Annotated in this window: 11 protein-coding genes; 6 read left to right on the forward strand and 5 right to left on the reverse strand. The window is 59.0% G+C overall.

Annotation, left to right across the window (positions count from 1 at the left end; genetic code table 11):
* Window positions 1-806: 806 nt before the first annotated feature.
* The 5 genes from Q0Z93_RS05965 to ruvX form a co-directional block, all read right to left on the reverse strand.
* Window positions 807-1181, reverse strand: coding sequence for an MmcQ/YjbR family DNA-binding protein (locus Q0Z93_RS05965; protein WP_298063703.1), 375 nt, complete (start codon window positions 1179-1181; stop codon window positions 807-809).
* Window positions 1182-1192: 11 nt separating this feature from the next.
* Window positions 1193-4927 (reverse strand): phosphoribosylformylglycinamidine synthase, encoded by a 3735-nt coding sequence (gene purL / locus Q0Z93_RS05970; protein ID WP_298063705.1) that lies wholly within the window; start codon window positions 4925-4927, stop codon window positions 1193-1195.
* A gap of 142 nt (window positions 4928-5069) precedes the next feature.
* Window positions 5070-6116, reverse strand: a complete 1047-nt coding sequence (locus tag Q0Z93_RS05975) for a peptidoglycan DD-metalloendopeptidase family protein (RefSeq protein WP_298063707.1) — start codon at window positions 6114-6116, stop codon at window positions 5070-5072.
* A 44-nt stretch (window positions 6117-6160) separates the two neighbouring features.
* Window positions 6161-7543, reverse strand: coding sequence for a histidine--tRNA ligase (gene hisS / locus Q0Z93_RS05980; protein ID WP_298063710.1), 1383 nt, complete (start codon window positions 7541-7543; stop codon window positions 6161-6163).
* Between the two features lie 149 nt (window positions 7544-7692).
* Entirely contained in the window at window positions 7693-8118 is a 426-nt protein-coding gene (gene ruvX, locus Q0Z93_RS05985; RefSeq protein WP_298063712.1) for a Holliday junction resolvase RuvX, read from the reverse strand.
* A 75-nt stretch (window positions 8119-8193) separates the two neighbouring features.
* Between ruvX and Q0Z93_RS05990 the strand changes: the two genes are divergently transcribed.
* The 6 genes from Q0Z93_RS05990 (at window position 8194) to Q0Z93_RS06015 (ending at window position 16353) form a co-directional block, all read left to right on the forward strand.
* The gene (locus Q0Z93_RS05990; protein ID WP_298063715.1) at window positions 8194-9720 is read left to right on the forward strand and encodes an arylsulfatase; all 1527 of its coding nucleotides are present in this window, start codon (window positions 8194-8196) and stop codon (window positions 9718-9720) included.
* Between the two features lie 259 nt (window positions 9721-9979).
* Window positions 9980-11524, forward strand: a complete 1545-nt coding sequence (locus Q0Z93_RS05995) for a glycine--tRNA ligase (RefSeq protein WP_298063718.1) — start codon at window positions 9980-9982, stop codon at window positions 11522-11524.
* Window positions 11525-12144: 620 nt separating this feature from the next.
* On the forward strand, window positions 12145-13143 hold the full coding sequence (locus tag Q0Z93_RS06000; RefSeq protein ID WP_298063719.1) for an AAA family ATPase: 999 nt from the start codon (window positions 12145-12147) through the stop codon (window positions 13141-13143).
* Between the two features lie 261 nt (window positions 13144-13404).
* Window positions 13405-14328, forward strand: a complete 924-nt coding sequence (locus tag Q0Z93_RS06005; RefSeq protein WP_298063722.1) for a DUF58 domain-containing protein — start codon at window positions 13405-13407, stop codon at window positions 14326-14328.
* A 175-nt stretch (window positions 14329-14503) separates the two neighbouring features.
* A complete protein-coding gene (locus Q0Z93_RS06010; protein WP_298063725.1) occupies window positions 14504-15586 on the forward strand; it encodes a hypothetical protein in 1083 nt (360 codons plus the stop codon).
* Window positions 15583-16353, forward strand: coding sequence for a tetratricopeptide repeat protein (locus Q0Z93_RS06015; RefSeq protein ID WP_298063728.1), 771 nt, complete (start codon window positions 15583-15585; stop codon window positions 16351-16353). Before Q0Z93_RS06010 ends, Q0Z93_RS06015 begins: the two co-directional genes overlap by 4 nt.
* The last annotated feature ends 1108 nt before the right edge of the window (window positions 16354-17461 follow it).

The following is a 17461-nucleotide window of genomic DNA, read 5'->3' on the forward strand; positions in this document are numbered from 1 at the left end:
AGCGTAAGGAGTAGCGCAGCTATCTGAAAGTTTCTTTGGTTCTTTCTTTTCAAAGAAAGAACGGTACCATCCGGCCAGTGCAAATAAACCTACGTTTAATTTTTGGGTCGGACGCCCGGAATGCTGCAATCAAGGACGCTTGCGGCCTTATTGCGGGCCTCCCGAGGGGGAGGCGTCCAGCCAAACCGACCAGTTCGAGTAGTCAGACTGTTCTTCCGATGTCAAACCGCAGTTTCCAGCAGCGGCAGCGCCGATGTCGCTTTTTTGAAAACGGCCGTTTCCTTCAGACCTGCAACACGAAAGATTCAAACCTGTAATACGAGAGATTCAAACTTACAGTACGAAAGATTTCAAGCCTGCAACACGCGGACCCAAATTAAAAGAGGAAGAAAAAGGACGGGGTGGAGTGATAAATGCTTGGAGGCACCGCACCTGAAGGCCGTTTGCACGGTTCGTCGCGTTGCTGGGATTGAGGTTCGTCGCGTTGAAGTCCAAGTACAGGCCGCGGATGCCGTCGACCGAAGACGACCAGCTATACCCGTTGTTGCCGACGTTCCACAACGCTCCCTCGCCGCTGCCGCGGTTGCCCGGGGCTCATATCGAGCCAGCAGTCTCTTTCCGTACAGTCTCGGGAAATGCCCAAGCCTGTCCTGCCGTTATCGCTTGTCGTTCGACACTGTCCGGCGTCTAACTAATGATTCCCCCGCCGGAATGATCAGTGGACTGCTGAATTTATCGTCCGCTCTGCCTGCCGCCGGCACCGGCTCGACGCATACAGGCACTCCGGGGCCACCCTGTCCTGTGATTTATATTCCCAATTCGTTCCGCAGCCCTTTCGGTAAAGACGCCGCTACCAGATCATAGGAACGGTCGATCATCTCCCGGATATCCGCATCGGTCAGGCGGGGGCCGGTCAGGAAAATGCCGTTCCAATGGCGTTTGTTCATGTGCCATCCCGGTTCGACCTCGTCCGGATAGCGGTCGCGCAACTCCAAAGCCCGCTCCGGATCGCATTTCAGCAGGATGTAGTCCGGTCGTTCCAACGCACACAGAGCGAATATCTTACCCGGTTTTGCCGGGGTGTCCCCGACACGGAACACCATCGTATCCGCATCGAATGGAAACGCCTCGCTGACATGCGGCATAGAGAGGCAGTAGTCGCGTATATCTTCGATATTCATCGGGAACCCTGTTATCTCGTGTGCTCCTCGATCCAAGTCCGCGCATTGACGAAAGCCTCGATCCACGGCGTCACCTCGTCCTCCGCCCGCGGCGCGCCGCTCGGATAGTAAGCCCAGTTCCACGGCCGGATCGCCCGTTCCAGGTGCGGCATCATCGCCAAGTGACGCCCGTCCGCCGAACAGATCGCCGCCGCATTGTAGTCGCTCCCGTTCGGATTCCCCGGATACTCCGCGTAGAGGTATTTCATCGGAATATGGTAGTGCGATTCCGCATACGGCAGCCGGAATTTCCCCTCGCCGTGCGCCACCCAGACGCCTAAGATCGAGTTTTCGAGCGACCGCAGCATCACGCTCGGCGACGGCTGTATCGTCACCCCCAAGAACCGCGACTCGAACTTGTGCGAGTCGTTGTGCAGCATCCGCGGCCGCTCCTCGTCCGTCTTCGGCGTGATCAAGCCCAGCTCCACCATCAGCTGGCACCCGTTGCAAATGCCGATCGACAACGTGTCCCGCCGCGCGTAGAACCGATCCAGCGCCGCTTTCGCCTTCGGATTGTAGAGGAACGCCCCGGCCCAGCCTTTCGCCGACCCTAACACGTCGGAGTTCGAGAATCCCCCCACGAATGCGATCAGGTTCACATCCTCCAGGGTCTCGCGCCCCGCGATCAAGTCCGTCATGTGCACATCCTTGACATCGAATCCCGCTAAGTGCATCATCCACGCCGTTTCGCGGTCGCACTGGCACCCTTTCTCCCGGATAATGGCCGCCCGTATCCCCGTTCTGGCCCTGCGTTTCGGATCGATGCCGTACTGTGCCAATTTTCCCGTGAACCCCGCCGGGAAATCGAAGTACAGCGGCTGTTTCCTGTAGTTTTCGTACCGTTCCAACGCCAGCCGCGGCGTGCTCTGGTTGCAGTCCAGCAGATATGACGTCCGGTACCACACATCCCGCAGCTCGTCGATGTCCAGCGCAAGCCGTTCGCAGCATCCGTGCCGCAGCGAGAAGCGCCGTTCCCCCAGCACTTCCGCAATCCGTACTCCGGCCACACCGCACCGATCCAAGGATGAGAGCACCGCATCCGCCCGATCCGCCGCCACCTGAAGCAGCACGGCCGGCTTTTCACTGAACAGCAGCTTCACCAAATCATCGTTCCGCAGCGGATTCAAATCCACCGCCAGCCCCGCGCGATTCCCTCCGAAAGTCATCTCTAACAGCGCCGTAATCAACCCGCCGCCCGACACGTCGTGCCCCGCCAATATCCATCCCTCCCCGATCAAACGCTGCACCGCGTCGAACGCCCGCGCAAAGTACCCCGCATCCCGCACCGTCGGCACATCCGAAGCCGCCCCCACCGCATGAATGACCTGCCCCAGCGCACTCCCCCCCAACAGAAAATCCTCGCCTCCCGTCATATCGACATACACCAGTGCGCTCCGGTCACAATACGTCTCGTCCAGCGCCGCCCGCACGCATTTCTTCACGTCCGAAACTTCCCCCGCCGAGGTGATGATCACCGTCCCCGGCGCCAGCACCGACTGCCCGTCCGGATATTTCTGCGTCATCGACAGGGAATCCTTCCCCGTCGGAATATTGATCTTCAAAGCCAGCGCAAAATCGCTCGCCGCCTCCACCGCCCGGTACAGCCGCGCATCTTCCCCCTCGTTCTTGCACGGCCACATCCAGTTGGCACTCAAAGATACAGAGGCCAATCCCCCCTCGATCGGCGCAAACACGATATTGGTCAAAGCCTCCGCGATAGCCAGCACCGACCCCTTTGCCGGATCGGCCAATGCCGCCGCCGGCGCATGTCCCAACGCCGTCGCAATCCCGTAAGTGCCCTGATAGTCCAGCGCAATGACCGCACAGTCGTTGAGCGGCAGCTGCAACGCCCCCGCCGTCTGCTGCATCGCCACGCGCCCCGTCACCGACCGGTCCACCTTATTCGTGAGCCAGTCCTTGCAGGCCACCCCTTCCAGCTGCAACACCTCCGTCAGGTAATCCCCGATCTTATCGGCATCGTACTCCGGCGCACGATAGGTGTCCACTTTCGTGGAGTCGGTCATCACCGTCCGCGGCGCCTCGCCGAACATCGCACTGAGCTGCAAATCGATCGGCCGTTCGCCCGTCCGGTTGTCCACGAACGTGAACTGCATATCCCCGGTCGTCTCCCCGATCACGTACATCGGCGCCCGCTCCCGCTCGGCAATCGCCCGCAGTTTCCCGATATGCCGTTCGTCCATCACCAAGCCCATCCGCTCCTGCGACTCGTTCCCCACGATCTCCTTGTCCGACAAGGTCGGATCCCCCACCGGCAGCGCATCGACGTCGATCCGCCCCCCCGTCGCCTCGACCAATTCCGACAGGCAGTTCAAGTGCCCCCCCGCCCCGTGGTCGTGGATCGAGATAATCGGATTGTCCCGTTCCTCGCTCAAAGCGCGAATAGCGTTATAAGCCCGCCGCTGCATCTCCGGATTCGACCGCTGGATCGCATTCAGCTCGATCGCATTCGCATACTCTCCCGTCGCAACAGAGGAGACCGCGCCACCCCCCATCCCGATCCGATAGTTATCCCCGCCCAATAAAACCACCTTGTCCCCCGGGGTCGGTTCGTCCTTGAGCGAATCCGCCTTTTTCCCGTATCCGATCCCCCCGGCCAGCATGATCACCTTGTCGAACCCATACGTCTTCCCATTTTCGGCATGCTCGAACGTGTAGACCGACCCGGTAATCAGCGGCTGCCCGAACTTGTTCCCGAAGTCCGACGCCCCGTTCGACGCCTTGATCAGAATATCTTCCGGCGTCTGGTAGAGCCACGGCCGGGCCGGAACCTTCCGCTCCCAGTTCCGCCCCTTCGGGTCGCCCCCGAGCCGCGGATAGGCGGTCATGTAGCAGGCCGTCCCCGCCATCGGGAACGCCCCTTTCCCCCCGGCGATCCGGTCGCGGATCTCGCCTCCCGTCCCCGTGGCCGCCCCGTTGAACGGCTCGACCGTAGTCGGAAAGTTGTGCGTCTCCGCCTTAATCGAAATCACGCTCTCGAAATCCTCCGCCACAAAGTAGTCCGGCCCCTCATGAGATGCCGGCGCGAACTGTTCGACCACCGCTCCCTGCAAAAACGCGCAGTTGTCTTTGTATGCCGAAACGACCCGCCCCGGATGGGTGGTCGTGGTCTTCTTGATGAGCTTGAACAAGGTCTCCGGCTTCTCCTCCCCGTCGATAATGAACTGGCCGTTGAAAATCTTGTGCCGGCAGTGCTCCGAATTGACCTGCGAAAAGCCGAACACTTCGCTGTCCGTCAGCGGCCGCCCGATCTTCGCCGCCAGCTCCTTGAGGTACTGTATCTCGTCCGGATTCAAGGCCAGCCCCTGCTCCCGGTTGTAGCTTTCGATGTCCTCGATATGGACGATCGGCTCCGGCCGCTTGTCCACCGTAAAGACCTCGCCGTCGATCGTCCGGTACATCCGGTAGAGCATCTTGTCGTACGGCTCCGCTTCGCTCTCCACCATCCGGAACTCCTCGATCCGCACGATTCCGCGAATCCCCATGTTCTGCGTGATCTCGACCGCGTTGGTGCTCCACGGCGTAATCATCTCGCGCCGCGGCCCGACGAAAATGCCGCTCACGGACGAAACGTCGAGCCACTGGGCCCCGCCGAAAAGCCAGCATAGCTTGTCGATGTCCGACCGGTCGAGAGTGGTCGCGGTCTGTACCGCGAAAATAGTGTTGTCGTTACGGAACAGTAGTATCATGTGATGAAATTGATTTCGATGCCCAAATATAAAGGTTTTTTCCTGATTTTCGCCGCCGGTCCTTCCGGGTGAAAACGTTTCGCCCCGTCCTGTGCCGCAATGTGCGGCAGGACGGGGCGGGAAAGCAGGAAGCCGGAAATTTTTATTTGACCCGCAGCCGCTGCCCTAACCGAAGCGTGCTGTTGCGGTCGATCCCGTTCAGCTGGCAGATCCGGGCGATGGTCGTCCCGTAGCGCGGCGCGATCCGCCCCAGGATATCCCCTTTCTTGACGATATGGTAAACCGGCCCGCCCGATGCGGCGGCCGATTTGGGCTGCGCCGCACGAATGGCGGTCGAGTCGTCGGCCCCGGCCAGCAGCATGTTGGCGATGTCCTGTTCCGGGTCGTCCTCCTCCAGCAGCTCCGACGCCCGCGACTGAATGTTGAAATACGAGTGTTCCAGCGCGAAAATCTGGTACCGGAGCATCCCTTTCTCGAAGTCGAACAGGAATTCCGGGTCGAAAGCCTGGTCGCAGTAGCGCACCTCGAAATGGAGATGCGGCCCGTAAGCCCGTCCCGTCGAACCGATGTAGCCGATCACCTGGCCGGTCTTGACGTAGTCGCCCACTTCGACGTTCAGTTTCGAGAGGTGGGCGTGCCAGGTCTCCAAGCCGTTGGCATGCCGGACGATGACCAAATAGCCGAAGCCGCCGGTATTGTATCTGGCATACCGCACTTTGCCGTCGAAAGCCGTCCGCACCGGTTCGCCGGTCTTCAGCGGGATGTCCACTCCGTTATGGCTCCGCCGCCTGCGCGGGCCGTACTTCGACAGCACCTTCCCCTGCACCGGACAGCAGAACTGGTCGAGGCTGTCGATCAGTTTGAGCTCGATCACTGCCGGCAGGTCGCCGAGTTCGATGCTGCGGTACGAAAAAACGGATGCGGTGTCCCAGTTGTTCCGGTACACCGGCAGCTCGCCCCACTGCCGCTCGAGCGTCGGCCGGTAGTATTCCCACGTGTTGTTGCTGTAGATGATGACCCGGGTCTCCGGATCGGACGTGGCGATGGTGTCCACCGGCCGCCGGGGCAGCTCTTCGAGTTTCGGTTCTCTCGGCGGCCCCGTCCGCCTCTGGCTCCGGGCCGGAACCACCGACGCTGCGGTCAGCGCGGCCAGCAGGAAAAGGCAAAATGTCTTTCGGGTATCGTTCATGCGGGAGAGGTCGTTTGCCGTTAGCAAACGACGAATCTTCGGGTTTATTGTTTAAGAAAAGCGGCGATTTCGCCGAAAGGCACCGGGGTCTGTTCCCCGGTCACGATGTTTTTGACTGTCGCGACCCGTGCCGCCCGTTCCGTCTCGCCGACGAAGATCATATACGGGATTCCCCGCTTCTGCGCATAGTCGAACTGTTTTTTCATTTTCACGGCCTCGGGATAGATTTCCGCCGCGATCCCCGCCTGCCGCACGTCGGCCAGCAGTTTCAACGCATCGCATTCCTCCGCCCCCCCGAAATTGACGAACAGCGCCCGCACGCTCTGCGCCGTCTCGGCCGGAAAGAGATCCAGCCCCAACAGCACGTCGTAAATCCGGTCGGCGCCGAAACTGATCCCCACGCCCGAGGTGTCGGGCAGTCCGAAGATGCCGGTCAGGTCGTCGTACCGTCCCCCGCCGCAGATGCTCCCCATCGGGAAGTCCAGGGCTTTGACTTCAAAAATCGCTCCGGTATAGTAGTTAAGCCCGCGCGCCAGCGAAAGGTCGAGTTCGACAGGTAAGGTCACGCCTAATTTTTCGGTGTAGTCCAGTATGGTCTTCACTTCTTCGATCCCTTTCAGCCCGATGGCCGAGTGTTCTCCGATAATGGCTGTAATGGCAGTCAGTTTGGCCCGGTTGTCGCCCGTCAGCTCGAGAATCGGCCGCAAGGCGGCGATCGCCTCCGGCGACAGTCCCCGTTCGGCGAGCTCTTCGTTCACGGCGTCGAGGCCGATCTTGTCGAGTTTGTCGATCGCGACGGTGATGTCCGTCATTTTGTCGGCATGCCCGATCGTCTCGGCAATCCCGTAGAGTATCTTGCGGTTGTTGATTTTCAGCACGACGCGTATCCCTAACGCGGCGAACACGTCCTGCACGATCCGGATCAGCTCCACTTCGTTCAGCAGCGATTCGCTCCCCACCACATCCACGTCGCACTGGTAGAACTCCCGGTAGCGCCCTTTCTGCGGCCGGTCGGCGCGCCATACGGGCTGGATCTGGTAGCGTTTGAAGGGGAAGACAAGTTCGTTGCGGTGCTGCACCACATACCGGGCGAACGGCACGGTCAGGTCGTAGCGCAACCCTTTGTCGCACATCCGGTTGCCGAGCGCGACCGGGTTGTCGCTCTCGGCAGCGGCCAGGAGCTCTTCGCTCTCGATCCCTTTGAGGAAGTTGCCGGAGTTGAGGACTTTGAAGAGCAGTTTGTCGCCTTCTTCGCCGTATTTCCCCAACAGGGTGGAGAGGTTCTCCATGCTCGGGGTCTCGAGCGGCTGGAAGCCGTAGCGCCGGAAGACGCTTTTGACGGTGTCGAACAGGTAGTTGCGGCGCGCCGTCTCGACGGGCGAAAAGTCGCGGGTGCCCTTAGGTATGGAAGGTTTCTGTATGGTCATGATCTGTATGGTGTCGAAAGTTTCCTGCGGCCGGCGAACGGCCGAATCAGGCAAAGTTTTTAATCAAGTTCCTTATCGTATGGTCGTCTTTTGCGAACCGAACGGATCGTACGCCCGGAAGGTCTCCCGGCCCATAGATTCACCGCCCCTCATTTCATCGCATCCGCCGATTCCATGTAAGATTGCAGGATGATTACCGCGCTGACCCGATCCACCAGCCCCTTGTTCGTGCGCCGCTCCATTTTCCTCACCCCTCCCTCGATAATTGCCCGGTGGGCCAGCACCGACGTGAAACGCTCATCGTGAAAAACCACCGGAATATCCGGCAGCACCCGGCGAAGCCGGTTCACGAACGGTGTGATATACCGCTGCGACTCCGACGGTTCTCCGTTCATCTGTTTCGGTTCTCCCACCACGAAAAGCTCCACCTCATTCTGCGCCGCATAGCGCTGCAGGTACTCCACCGCTTCGTGGGCCGGCACGGTGTCCAGCGCCGTGGCGATCAGCTTCAGCGGATCCGTCACGGCCAGCCCGACCCGTTTACGCCCGTAATCTATAGCTACGATCCTGCCCATAATTACGGCCACAAAAGTAACGAAATAATGCGATCTTTTTCGTACTTTTGAGATTCCGACATCAAATTTCCACCGATGAAACAGACACTTGCGGTTTTTGCCGCCTTAGCCGCCGCAGGCATCGCCGGAGCCGCTCCGAAAAAAACGGGGCAGCGGCCCAACGTGATCCTGCTGATGACCGATCAGCACCGGTTCGACTACTTGGGTTCGGTCGATTCCACGATCCATACTCCGAATCTCGACGCTCTGGCTGCCGACGGAGTGCGGTTCGTCAACGGCTACACTTCTGCCCCCAGCAGTACGCCGGCACGGGCCGGACTGCTCACCGGCCAGTCGCCGTGGCATCACGGCTTGATCGGATATGTCCCGCATATCGCACCGGAGTACCCGAACCAGCTGCCTCAACTGATGACCGATGCGGGGTATTACAGCTACGGGATCGGGAAAATGCACTGGCATCCGCAGCGGTCGCTGCGCGGGTTCGCGGCGACCGAGCTCGACGAATCGGGGCGGAGCGAAGACCCCGGATTCGTGAGCGACTACCGGCAGTGGTTCGCCCGCGTGGCGCCGGGGCTGAACCCGGACTCCATTCATATCGGATGGAACGGACATGCGGCGGGGGCCTATCCGTTGGCAGATACTTTACATCCGACGTGGTGGACCGGCGAGCGGGCCGTGCGGCTGATCGAGGGCTATGACAAGGAGCAGCCGCTGTTTCTGAAAGTCTCGTTCGCGCGGCCGCACAGTCCGTATGATCCGCCACGGCGGTTCCTCGACCTGTACGACGGCAAGACCTTGCCGGCTCCGGCAGTCGGCGACTGGGACTCCACTTTTTCGGCCGGCTATACGCATGATCCGGCCCGGAATCCGGAGGCGCCGTTCGGCGACTTCGGCCCTGAATATGCGCAAAAAGCGCGGAAATATTATGCGGCCAACGTCTCGTTCATCGACGAACAGATCGGCCGGATCATCGCGGCGCTCAAGGAGAAGGGGCTGTACGACAATTCGGTCATCCTCTTCGTGTCGGATCACGGGGACATGCTGGGCGACCATTACCACTGGCGCAAGACGTATGCTTACGAGGGATCGGCTCATGTGCCGTTCATCGTGCGGTATCCGTCGTCCGTGAAGGCCCGGGTCGAACGCGGCTCGACGCGCGAGGAAGTGGTGGAGATACGGGATATTCTGCCGACGTTCCTCGATGCGGCGGGGGCTCCGATTCCGGAAAATGTGGACGGCTCCTCGATCCTCAATATGATCCGGAATCCGAAAAAAGCCGGATGGCGGGATATGATCGACATCGAGCATTATTCCTGCTACGGCCCGAACAGCGGCTACGTGGCGCTGACGGACGGACACATGAAATACATCTGGTTCTATAATAAAGGTACCGAACAGTTGTTCGACCTTTCGGTCGATCCGTACGAGAACCGCGACTTACACGATTCGGCGGACTATGCGGAACGGTTGGCGGCTTTCCGCAAACGTATGGCGGAACACCTTGCCGAGCGGGGCGAGCGATGGGTATCTCCTGACGGCCAATTGCTTGTCAACAAAAACGTTCCGGTCAAGACGCCCAATTTCCCGAAAACCGCGAAGTAATGATTGCTTCTTGTATTGGTTACCTTACTTTCGGTTCCCTCGCGCTATCTTGGCAGAGTCCGCGCCGCAATCCTGTTGTGGGCCGGGAAAGCTCGGCCCAAAGCATGGAGCTGACACGGCCAGAGCATCCCGCAGGGATGCGTTCTAAAGTTTTTTGGGTTCTTTTTGCTCACAAAAAGAACAGTCGGACACGGTAATCAAAGAACAAACAATACATAGAAGAAATCATTACCTTTGCTGATCGAAAAACAAGCAGACGATGACACAAGAAGAACTTTTCAAAAAACTGATCGCACACAGCAAGGAATACGGGTTTATCTTCCCGTCGAGCGAGATATACGACGGTCTTTCGGCCGTTTACGACTACGGCCAGCTGGGGGTCGAGCTCAAGAACAACATCAAGCGCTATTGGTGGGACGCGATGACCAAACTGCACGACAACATCGTGGGGATCGACGCGGCGATCTTCATGCACCCGAAGACGTGGGAGGCATCGGGGCATGTGGGGGCGTTCAACGACCCGCTGATCGACAACAAGGACAGCAAGAAACGGTATCGCGCCGATGTGTTGATCGAGGACTGGATCGCCAAGCAGGACGAGAAGATCGAAAAAGAGGTGGCGAAAGCGGCGAAGCGGTTTGGGGAGGCGTTCGACCGGGAGCAGTTCGTGACTACGAATGCCCGGGTGCTCGAATTGCAGGCCAAACGCGACGCGGCGCATGCCAAGATGACGGAGGTGCTGAATGCCAATGATCTGGCCGGCGTCAAGGCGCTGATCGAAGAGCTGGGGATCGTCTGCCCGATCAGCGGAACGAAAAACTGGACGGACGTGCGGCAGTTCAACCTGATGTTCCAGACCCAGATGGGGTCTACGGCGGACGGGGCGAGTATCGTCTACCTGCGGCCGGAGACGGCGCAGGGGATTTTCGTCAACTTCCTCAATGTGCAGAAGACGGGGCGGATGAAGATTCCGTTCGGGATCGCGCAGATCGGCAAGGCGTTCCGGAACGAGATCGTGGCGCGGCAGTTCATCTTCCGCATGCGCGAGTTTGAACAGATGGAGATGCAGTTCTTCGTGAAGCCGGGAACCGAAATGCAGTGGTTCGACCATTGGCGGCAGTTCCGCATGAGCTGGCACCGGGCTTTGGGTTTCGGGGATAATCATTACCGGTTCCACGACCATGAAAAACTGGCGCATTACGCCAATGCGGCGACGGATGTGGAATACGAGTTCCCGTTCGGATTCAAGGAGGTCGAAGGGATTCACTCGCGGACGGATTTCGACCTGTCGCAGCATGCGAAGTTCTCGGGCAAGAAGATCCAGTATTTCGATACGGAGAGCGGCGAAAGCTATACGCCGTATGTGGTCGAAACTTCGATCGGGGTGGATCGGATGTTCCTGCAGGTTTTCTCGGCGGCTTACACCGAGGAAAAATTGGACAATGGCGAGGAACGGGTGGTGATGCGCTTCCCGGCGGCACTGGCGCCGGTCAAGGTAGCGGTCTTGCCGCTGGTCAAAAAGGACGGGCTGCCGGAGATCGCCCGGAAGATCGTGAACGATCTGAAATTTGACCACTATGTGCAGTATGACGAAAAGGACAGCATCGGGAAACGTTACCGCAGGCAGGATGCCATAGGGACGCCGTTGTGCGTGACGGTGGATCATCAGTCTGCCGAGGATGGGACGGTGACTATACGGCACCGGGATTCGATGCAGCAGGAACGGGTGGCGATCGGAGACCTGCCGGGGATCGTTCACAACCTGGTCAGCCTCAGACCTTTGTTCGACAAATTGGTCCGATAGCGATCGTTTTTATTTTTTCTTATCGCCGGGCTTATTCTTTCGTGCCACCGCTCATGTTGGGGTGGCACTTGTTTTTTATCTTCGTGCCGTTCGGGGGTGCTTCTCCTGGTTTGCTGCCGGCGCCTCGCTGTGGAGGATAGTCGCAGCTCTGGCGGGGTGCCTGTTCCGGGTGGCAACTACTCTAAGCGGCTTTGCTGGCTCCGGCTGAATGGTAACCGTTGCGATTGTCTGCTTTCTGAGGATTCGGTCGCAGTCTGCAGAGTTTGGGGGTAGTTACGGCCCGGATGTGCTGAACGGCACCGCCCCTCCGCCCGCCCGAAAAAAACAGGCCGCCAAACCCCAGTTTCAGGCACCGCACACATAAAAAGATATGCAGTGCCGATACCGCAAGACCGGAGAATCACCGAATCATAACGACCAATAAATTCTATTTTTTTCAGAAGAATAGAGTGTCGGGAAAAACGACGCATCGAACAGGAATAGATCGGTCAAGGAATTTTTATACCTTTGTTAACCGAAAGCGAAATCAAACCCCGTCACCCGTTAAAGCAGTCGCAGCTGCTTTAAATGCGGCAGACAGGATCGCCGAATCAATCCATAAACCACTCAAAGAGAGAGCTATGAGCGAAGTCGTAAACATCCAGGAGCTCAACGCGCGAATCGAACAGCAGAGCGCTTTCGTCGACCTGCTGACCCTCGAAATGGGGAAAGTCATCGTCGGCCAGAAACACCTGGTCGAAAGCCTGCTGATCGGGCTGCTCAGCGACGGACATATTCTGCTGGAAGGGGTGCCCGGGTTGGCCAAGACATTGGCCATCAACACACTGGCCGATGCCGTGGACGCCAAATTCAGCCGGATCCAGTTCACCCCCGACCTGCTGCCGGCCGACCTGACCGGCACCCTGATCTACAGTCAGAAGAACGAAGAGTTTACCGTCAAACTCGGGCCTGTTTTCGCCAATTTCGTGCTCGCCGACGAAATCAACCGCTCGCCGGCCAAAGTGCAGTCCGCACTGTTGGAAGCCATGCAGGAGCGCCAAGTCACGATCGGCGACACCACCTACCCGTTGCCGCAGCCATTCTTGGTGATGGCGACCCAGAACCCGATCGAACAAGAGGGGACTTACCCCCTTCCGGAAGCGCAGGTCGACCGATTCATGCTCAAAGTGAAAATCGGATACCCGAACAAAGAGGAAGAACGGCTCATTATCCGGCAGAACATGCTGGGCGCACAGTTTCCCCGGGCAAGCCGCGTCGTGACCCCCGAGACCATCCTCAAGGCCAAGGAAGTGGTAGCCCAAGTGTATATGGACGAGAAAATCGAACGGTATATCGTCGATATTATTTTCGCCACGCGGGAACCGGCGGAATACGGCCTCGACAGGCTCGCCTTGATGATCGGGTACGGATGTTCGCCGCGTGCATCGATCGCGCTGGCCAAGGCCGCCAAGGCCTACGCTTTTATCAAGAGGCGGGGGTATGTGATTCCGGAGGATGTGCGCGCGGTGTGTCCGGACGTGATGCGGCACCGAGTCGGGCTGACTTACGAAGCGGAAGCCGAGAACATTACCTCCGAGGATATTATTACCGAGATATTGAACAAGGTCGAAGTGCCGTAGTTTTCTACAATAGAGGCCGGGGGTCGCTCGGCACTCGAGCCGGGCAGTAACCGCCCGAAACGGCTCCGGCCCGAGAATGACAACTGTATATAGCAGCGGCCGGGTAATGCCCAAGTGCCCGTGTCGACGGCGGACGCCCACATGTATTTGGGCCGTCTGCACACACCCTCGGGCGGCCCGAAAAACGAGAGAACAGGCAGCGCGAGCCGCAAAGTCAGCCGACTATCCGCAACCGCCGGAGACCCCGAAAAGTCCCGTACCATGAAAGAGAACGAAGAAGACATACTCCGGAAAGTCCGCAAAATCGAGATCAAGACCCGCGGCCTTTCAAACGACATCTTCGCCGGGAAATACCACTCGGCGTTTAAAGGGCGCGGCATGGCCTTCAGCGAAGTGCGCGACTACCGCATCGGCGACGACATACGCGACATCGACTGGAACGTCACCGCACGCAACCGCAAACCCTACATCAAAGTGTACGAAGAAGAGCGCGAGCTGACCATGATGCTCTTGGTGGACGTCAGCGCATCGCGCCTGTTCGGGACACAAGGACAGCTCAAGAAAAACCTGATCACCGAAATCGCGGCCGTACTCGCCTTCTCCGCCGCCCAGAACAACGACAAGATCGGCTGCATCTTCTTCTCCGACCGCATCGAGAAATACATACCGCCGAAAAAAGGGCGGCAGCATGTGCTGCGGATTATCAGCGACTTAGTGGATTTCGAGCCGGAAGGGCGCGGAACCGACATCAACGGCGCCCTGCGCTTCTTCACCAACGTGATGAAAAAGCGGTGCACCGCATTCCTGCTGACCGATTTTATGGACTTCTCCCCGAGCGGTGCGCAGGATACAGTCAACAGCTGGGATTCCGCCCTCGGCGTCAATTACGAAGAAGGGCTGAAAATCGCTTCTGCACGGCATGATCTGGTGGGGCTGCGGATTTACGACATCCGCGAAACTAAGCTGCCGGACGTGGGGATCATCGAGATGCAGGATGCAGAGACGGGGCGGAAAGTCTGGGTCGACTCCGCTTCCGCTAAGACCAGGGACAGCTATGCCCGCTACTGGGAGACCGCTTCCGCCGCCATTGCGCATGCCCTGACCAAATGCCGCGTCGACAGCGTGAACGTTGCCACCGGCGAAGACTATGTGGCCGCCTTGCTGCGGCTCTTCAAAATGCGATAAACAAGAAACGGATTGAACCCGTAGTCGGTACTGTCGCTTTTTCGGTGGCCCGTCGTCTGCAAGGGACTTTATGTCCCGCGCCTCCCCCCGCGCGGGAATTCATATAAAATACCTGTTTATGCTGCGGATATTTGCGCTCCGATAAATAAATACTTTTAAGCATCTCAGCGAACGAATGAGACGATACCGAATATTTTACCTTCTGCTTTGTGCCGGCGCCTCCTGCTTCGGCCTGACCCTCGCACAGGCCGCCCGCGGACAGGGCCGGGCGCCGGAAATCCACGCCCGTTTCTCGCAGGACACCATTCTGATCGGCGACCAGTTCTACCTGCACCTCGACATCGACAAAGACGTCGCTCAGGAGATCCAGCTGCCCCAGTTCGAGAAAAACCAGCTGACACCGCAGATCGAAGTGCTGGGAATCGACCGCGTGGACACCATCTCCAGGAACGGACGCAGGCTCCGGGTACGGATTACTTATCGGCTGACCTCATTCGATGAGGGGACGCATACCTTGGGCGGTTTTCCGGTGGTGTGGTCGGCCTCCGTGAACGAGGCCAAGGCAGGGAAAGGAGATACCGTGCTCGCGCCGGAAACCATGCGGCTCACCGTCGGCACCTTCGAGATCGACACCGCCAAACAACAGATATTCGACATCAAACGGCCGCTCAATACCCCGCTCATTTTCGCAGAAATCAAGGAATACGTCTACTGGGGGATCGGTATCGCAGTGGCGCTGGCAGTCGTGATCTACCTGTTTGTCAAATACTTGCGCAGACGGAAAGGGCGCGGGACACCGAAGCGGTTGCTGCCGCCGCATGTCGCGGCCATCCGGGCGCTGGAAAAACTGCACAGCCGCAAACTGTGGCAGAACGGGAAACACAAAGAGTATTATTCGCAGCTGGCCGACATCGTGCGCGTCTACATCGGACGGCGGTACGGTATCGGAGCGATGGAGATGACCTCCGACCAGATCCTCGACGCCATGCGGAACGTCAACGACGAAAGGCTCAGGGACAAGCTGCGCGAGCTGTTCTCGCTGGCCGACTTGGTGAAGTTCGCCAAAATGGCCCCGGCACCGGAGGACAACGAGCAGGCTTACTTCGACGCCTATTTCTACGTCGAGGAGACCAAAGAAATTCCGGAACCGGGACAGATGCCCGCCGCACCGGGCGCCACGGCCACCGAAGCCACTGAGATGCCGGAGGACGACGCGGAACCCATTTCCCAAACAGAATCCGAGGAGGAACGCCGATGATGCGGATTTTTTTGATAGCGAACGCCCTGCTGCTGTTGCCGGCGGCGGCTTGGGGGCAGAAGGAGCGCGCCGATATCCGGCAGGGTAACCGGGCCTATTACGAAAGTAAATATCCGGAGGCGGAGGTGGGCTACAAGCGCGCTCTCGAGAAAAATGTCACTTCCTACGAGGCCAACTTCAACCTGGCCGGGGCGCTGTACAAGCAAGGGCGGTACGACGATGCCGTGGCCACTTACGGCAAACTCGCGCAGGACGGCACCGACCTGCAGCGGCAGACGGCGACTTATTACAACCTGGGCAATACCTATGTCAAACAGCGGAAGTTAGACGAGGCGATCGAGGCCTACAAAAATGCGTTGCGGCTGATGCCGGAAGATAAGGAGGCCAAGTTCAACCTGGCCTATGCCAAAAAACTGAAGCAGGAGGAGGAGAAGAAGAAAAATCAGGATAATCAGGATAACCCGCAGCAGAATCAGAACCAGGATTCCAACGGTGGCGGCGGTGGCGGTGGTCAGGACCAGAACCAGGACCGGAACAAGGGCGACAACGATCCGGACAAGAACCGGGATAACGACGACCAGAATAAGGATCGGAATCAGGACAGGGATAATCGGGACGGGCAGCAACCCGGGCAGCAGCCGTCGGCTTCGCGCGAGGAGTCGGAGCGTTTGCTGCGGGCGATACAGGCCAGCGAGGACAATACCAAGAAGAAGGTCGATGCCGAGAAGGCGCAGGCGGTGGGCGTGCGCGGGGGCAAACAGTGGTAGAAGTGGGATGATGTCCCCTTGCGGATATTTTCTGACATGGGGTGTGCTTGGTTCTACTCTATATTTTGCACATTCGGGTTGCCTTACAAGCGGCCCGGCATGTATGATGCGCGGCGGACGAACGATACTGCATACGTTGGACATTCAACCTTGCTTCATCTCAGGTCGGGCGCCCGTTTGGCTCTTCGGGACTTTTGTTGGGGTTTGCATGGCTTTTGCTCGGCGCGCGGCCCCGTTGTGGATTTTGTTGGAGTTTGAGAGAACTTATTAAGCGCGGCTGCCCGGCCCGAGGGCAGTTCCCTCCTTTGGAACAGAACGCGCGGACAAGTATAGTTTCGAGTTGCAGCCTGCGGAGTTGGGGTAGTTACAGCCCGGATCGTGTGCCGAGCGGCACCGGGCCTCTGCTGCGGGAGACTGTGGCCCGACATAGGGAGATCGCAGTTAAACCGAATTTCCACCGGCGCGCGGGTTTTGTTCGGGGTAATTCCGGCCCAAGCAAAACGAAGTTTTGCAAGCCCACCGCGGGCACGCGGGGCCCGCCCGGCCCGAGGGCAGTACCCTCTTTGGGGTAGTTTATCTTGCTGCCGGCAGGCTAATAAAACACCCGCAGGGGGCGGATCGCGAGCCCAGCGGCACCCGGCCCCGCGCGCGACGTCTGGAGCAGGAAATCGTTCAAAAGCATGAATTGCTTTTGAGCTGGATTTCCGCCAGCGCGCGAACAATGAATGTTTATTCGGCGTGCGGGCAGAGATGGATTTAAATGTGATCGGGTCGGACGCCCGGGAGAGAACGCAACGAGCACCGTCGAGTTGCGGGCCTCCCGACGGGGAGGCGTCCGGCCCGCCCGGTTCTGCGAACCGGATTTTCACCAGCGCCCGAAACAAATAGGGTTCCGAAACACGAGTACGACCCCGAACCAGCGGTACCGCTCGGTGCCCGATCCGAGTTATTGTCCGGTCGCATTCCTGCCCGGAACCAGCGGAGGTGCACCAACGAGCAAGGCGAATTGCGCCCCTCCGCCCGGGGTGGCTTCGGCCTGACATAGGGAGATCCAGCCGAGGTATTTTTCTGAGCGCGAAAGCCCCCCGGGGAATGTCGCGTTTTGCCT

Origin of the sequence: uncultured Rikenella sp., assembly GCF_947628055.1 — a bacterium.
Classification (GTDB): Bacteria; Bacteroidota; Bacteroidia; order Bacteroidales; family Rikenellaceae; genus Rikenella.

Bases quoted from the DNA above. Each gene is read 5' to 3' on its own strand.
- Q0Z93_RS05965 (WP_298063703.1), bottom strand. From the start codon at position 1,181: ATGAATATCGAAGATATACGCGACTACTGCCTCTCTATGCCGCATGTC.
- purL (WP_298063705.1), bottom strand. From the start codon at position 4,927: ATGATACTACTGTTCCGTAACGACAACACTATTTTCGCGGTACAGACC.
- Q0Z93_RS05975 (WP_298063707.1), bottom strand. From the start codon at position 6,116: ATGAACGATACCCGAAAGACATTTTGCCTTTTCCTGCTGGCCGCGCTG.
- hisS (WP_298063710.1), bottom strand. From the start codon at position 7,543: ATGACCATACAGAAACCTTCCATACCTAAGGGCACCCGCGACTTTTCG.
- ruvX (WP_298063712.1), bottom strand. From the start codon at position 8,118: ATGGGCAGGATCGTAGCTATAGATTACGGGCGTAAACGGGTCGGGCTG.
- Q0Z93_RS05990 (WP_298063715.1), top strand. From the start codon at position 8,194: ATGAAACAGACACTTGCGGTTTTTGCCGCCTTAGCCGCCGCAGGCATC.
- Q0Z93_RS05995 (WP_298063718.1), top strand. From the start codon at position 9,980: ATGACACAAGAAGAACTTTTCAAAAAACTGATCGCACACAGCAAGGAA.
- Q0Z93_RS06000 (WP_298063719.1), top strand. From the start codon at position 12,145: ATGAGCGAAGTCGTAAACATCCAGGAGCTCAACGCGCGAATCGAACAG.
- Q0Z93_RS06005 (WP_298063722.1), top strand. From the start codon at position 13,405: ATGAAAGAGAACGAAGAAGACATACTCCGGAAAGTCCGCAAAATCGAG.
- Q0Z93_RS06010 (WP_298063725.1), top strand. From the start codon at position 14,504: ATGAGACGATACCGAATATTTTACCTTCTGCTTTGTGCCGGCGCCTCC.
- Q0Z93_RS06015 (WP_298063728.1), top strand. From the start codon at position 15,583: ATGATGCGGATTTTTTTGATAGCGAACGCCCTGCTGCTGTTGCCGGCG.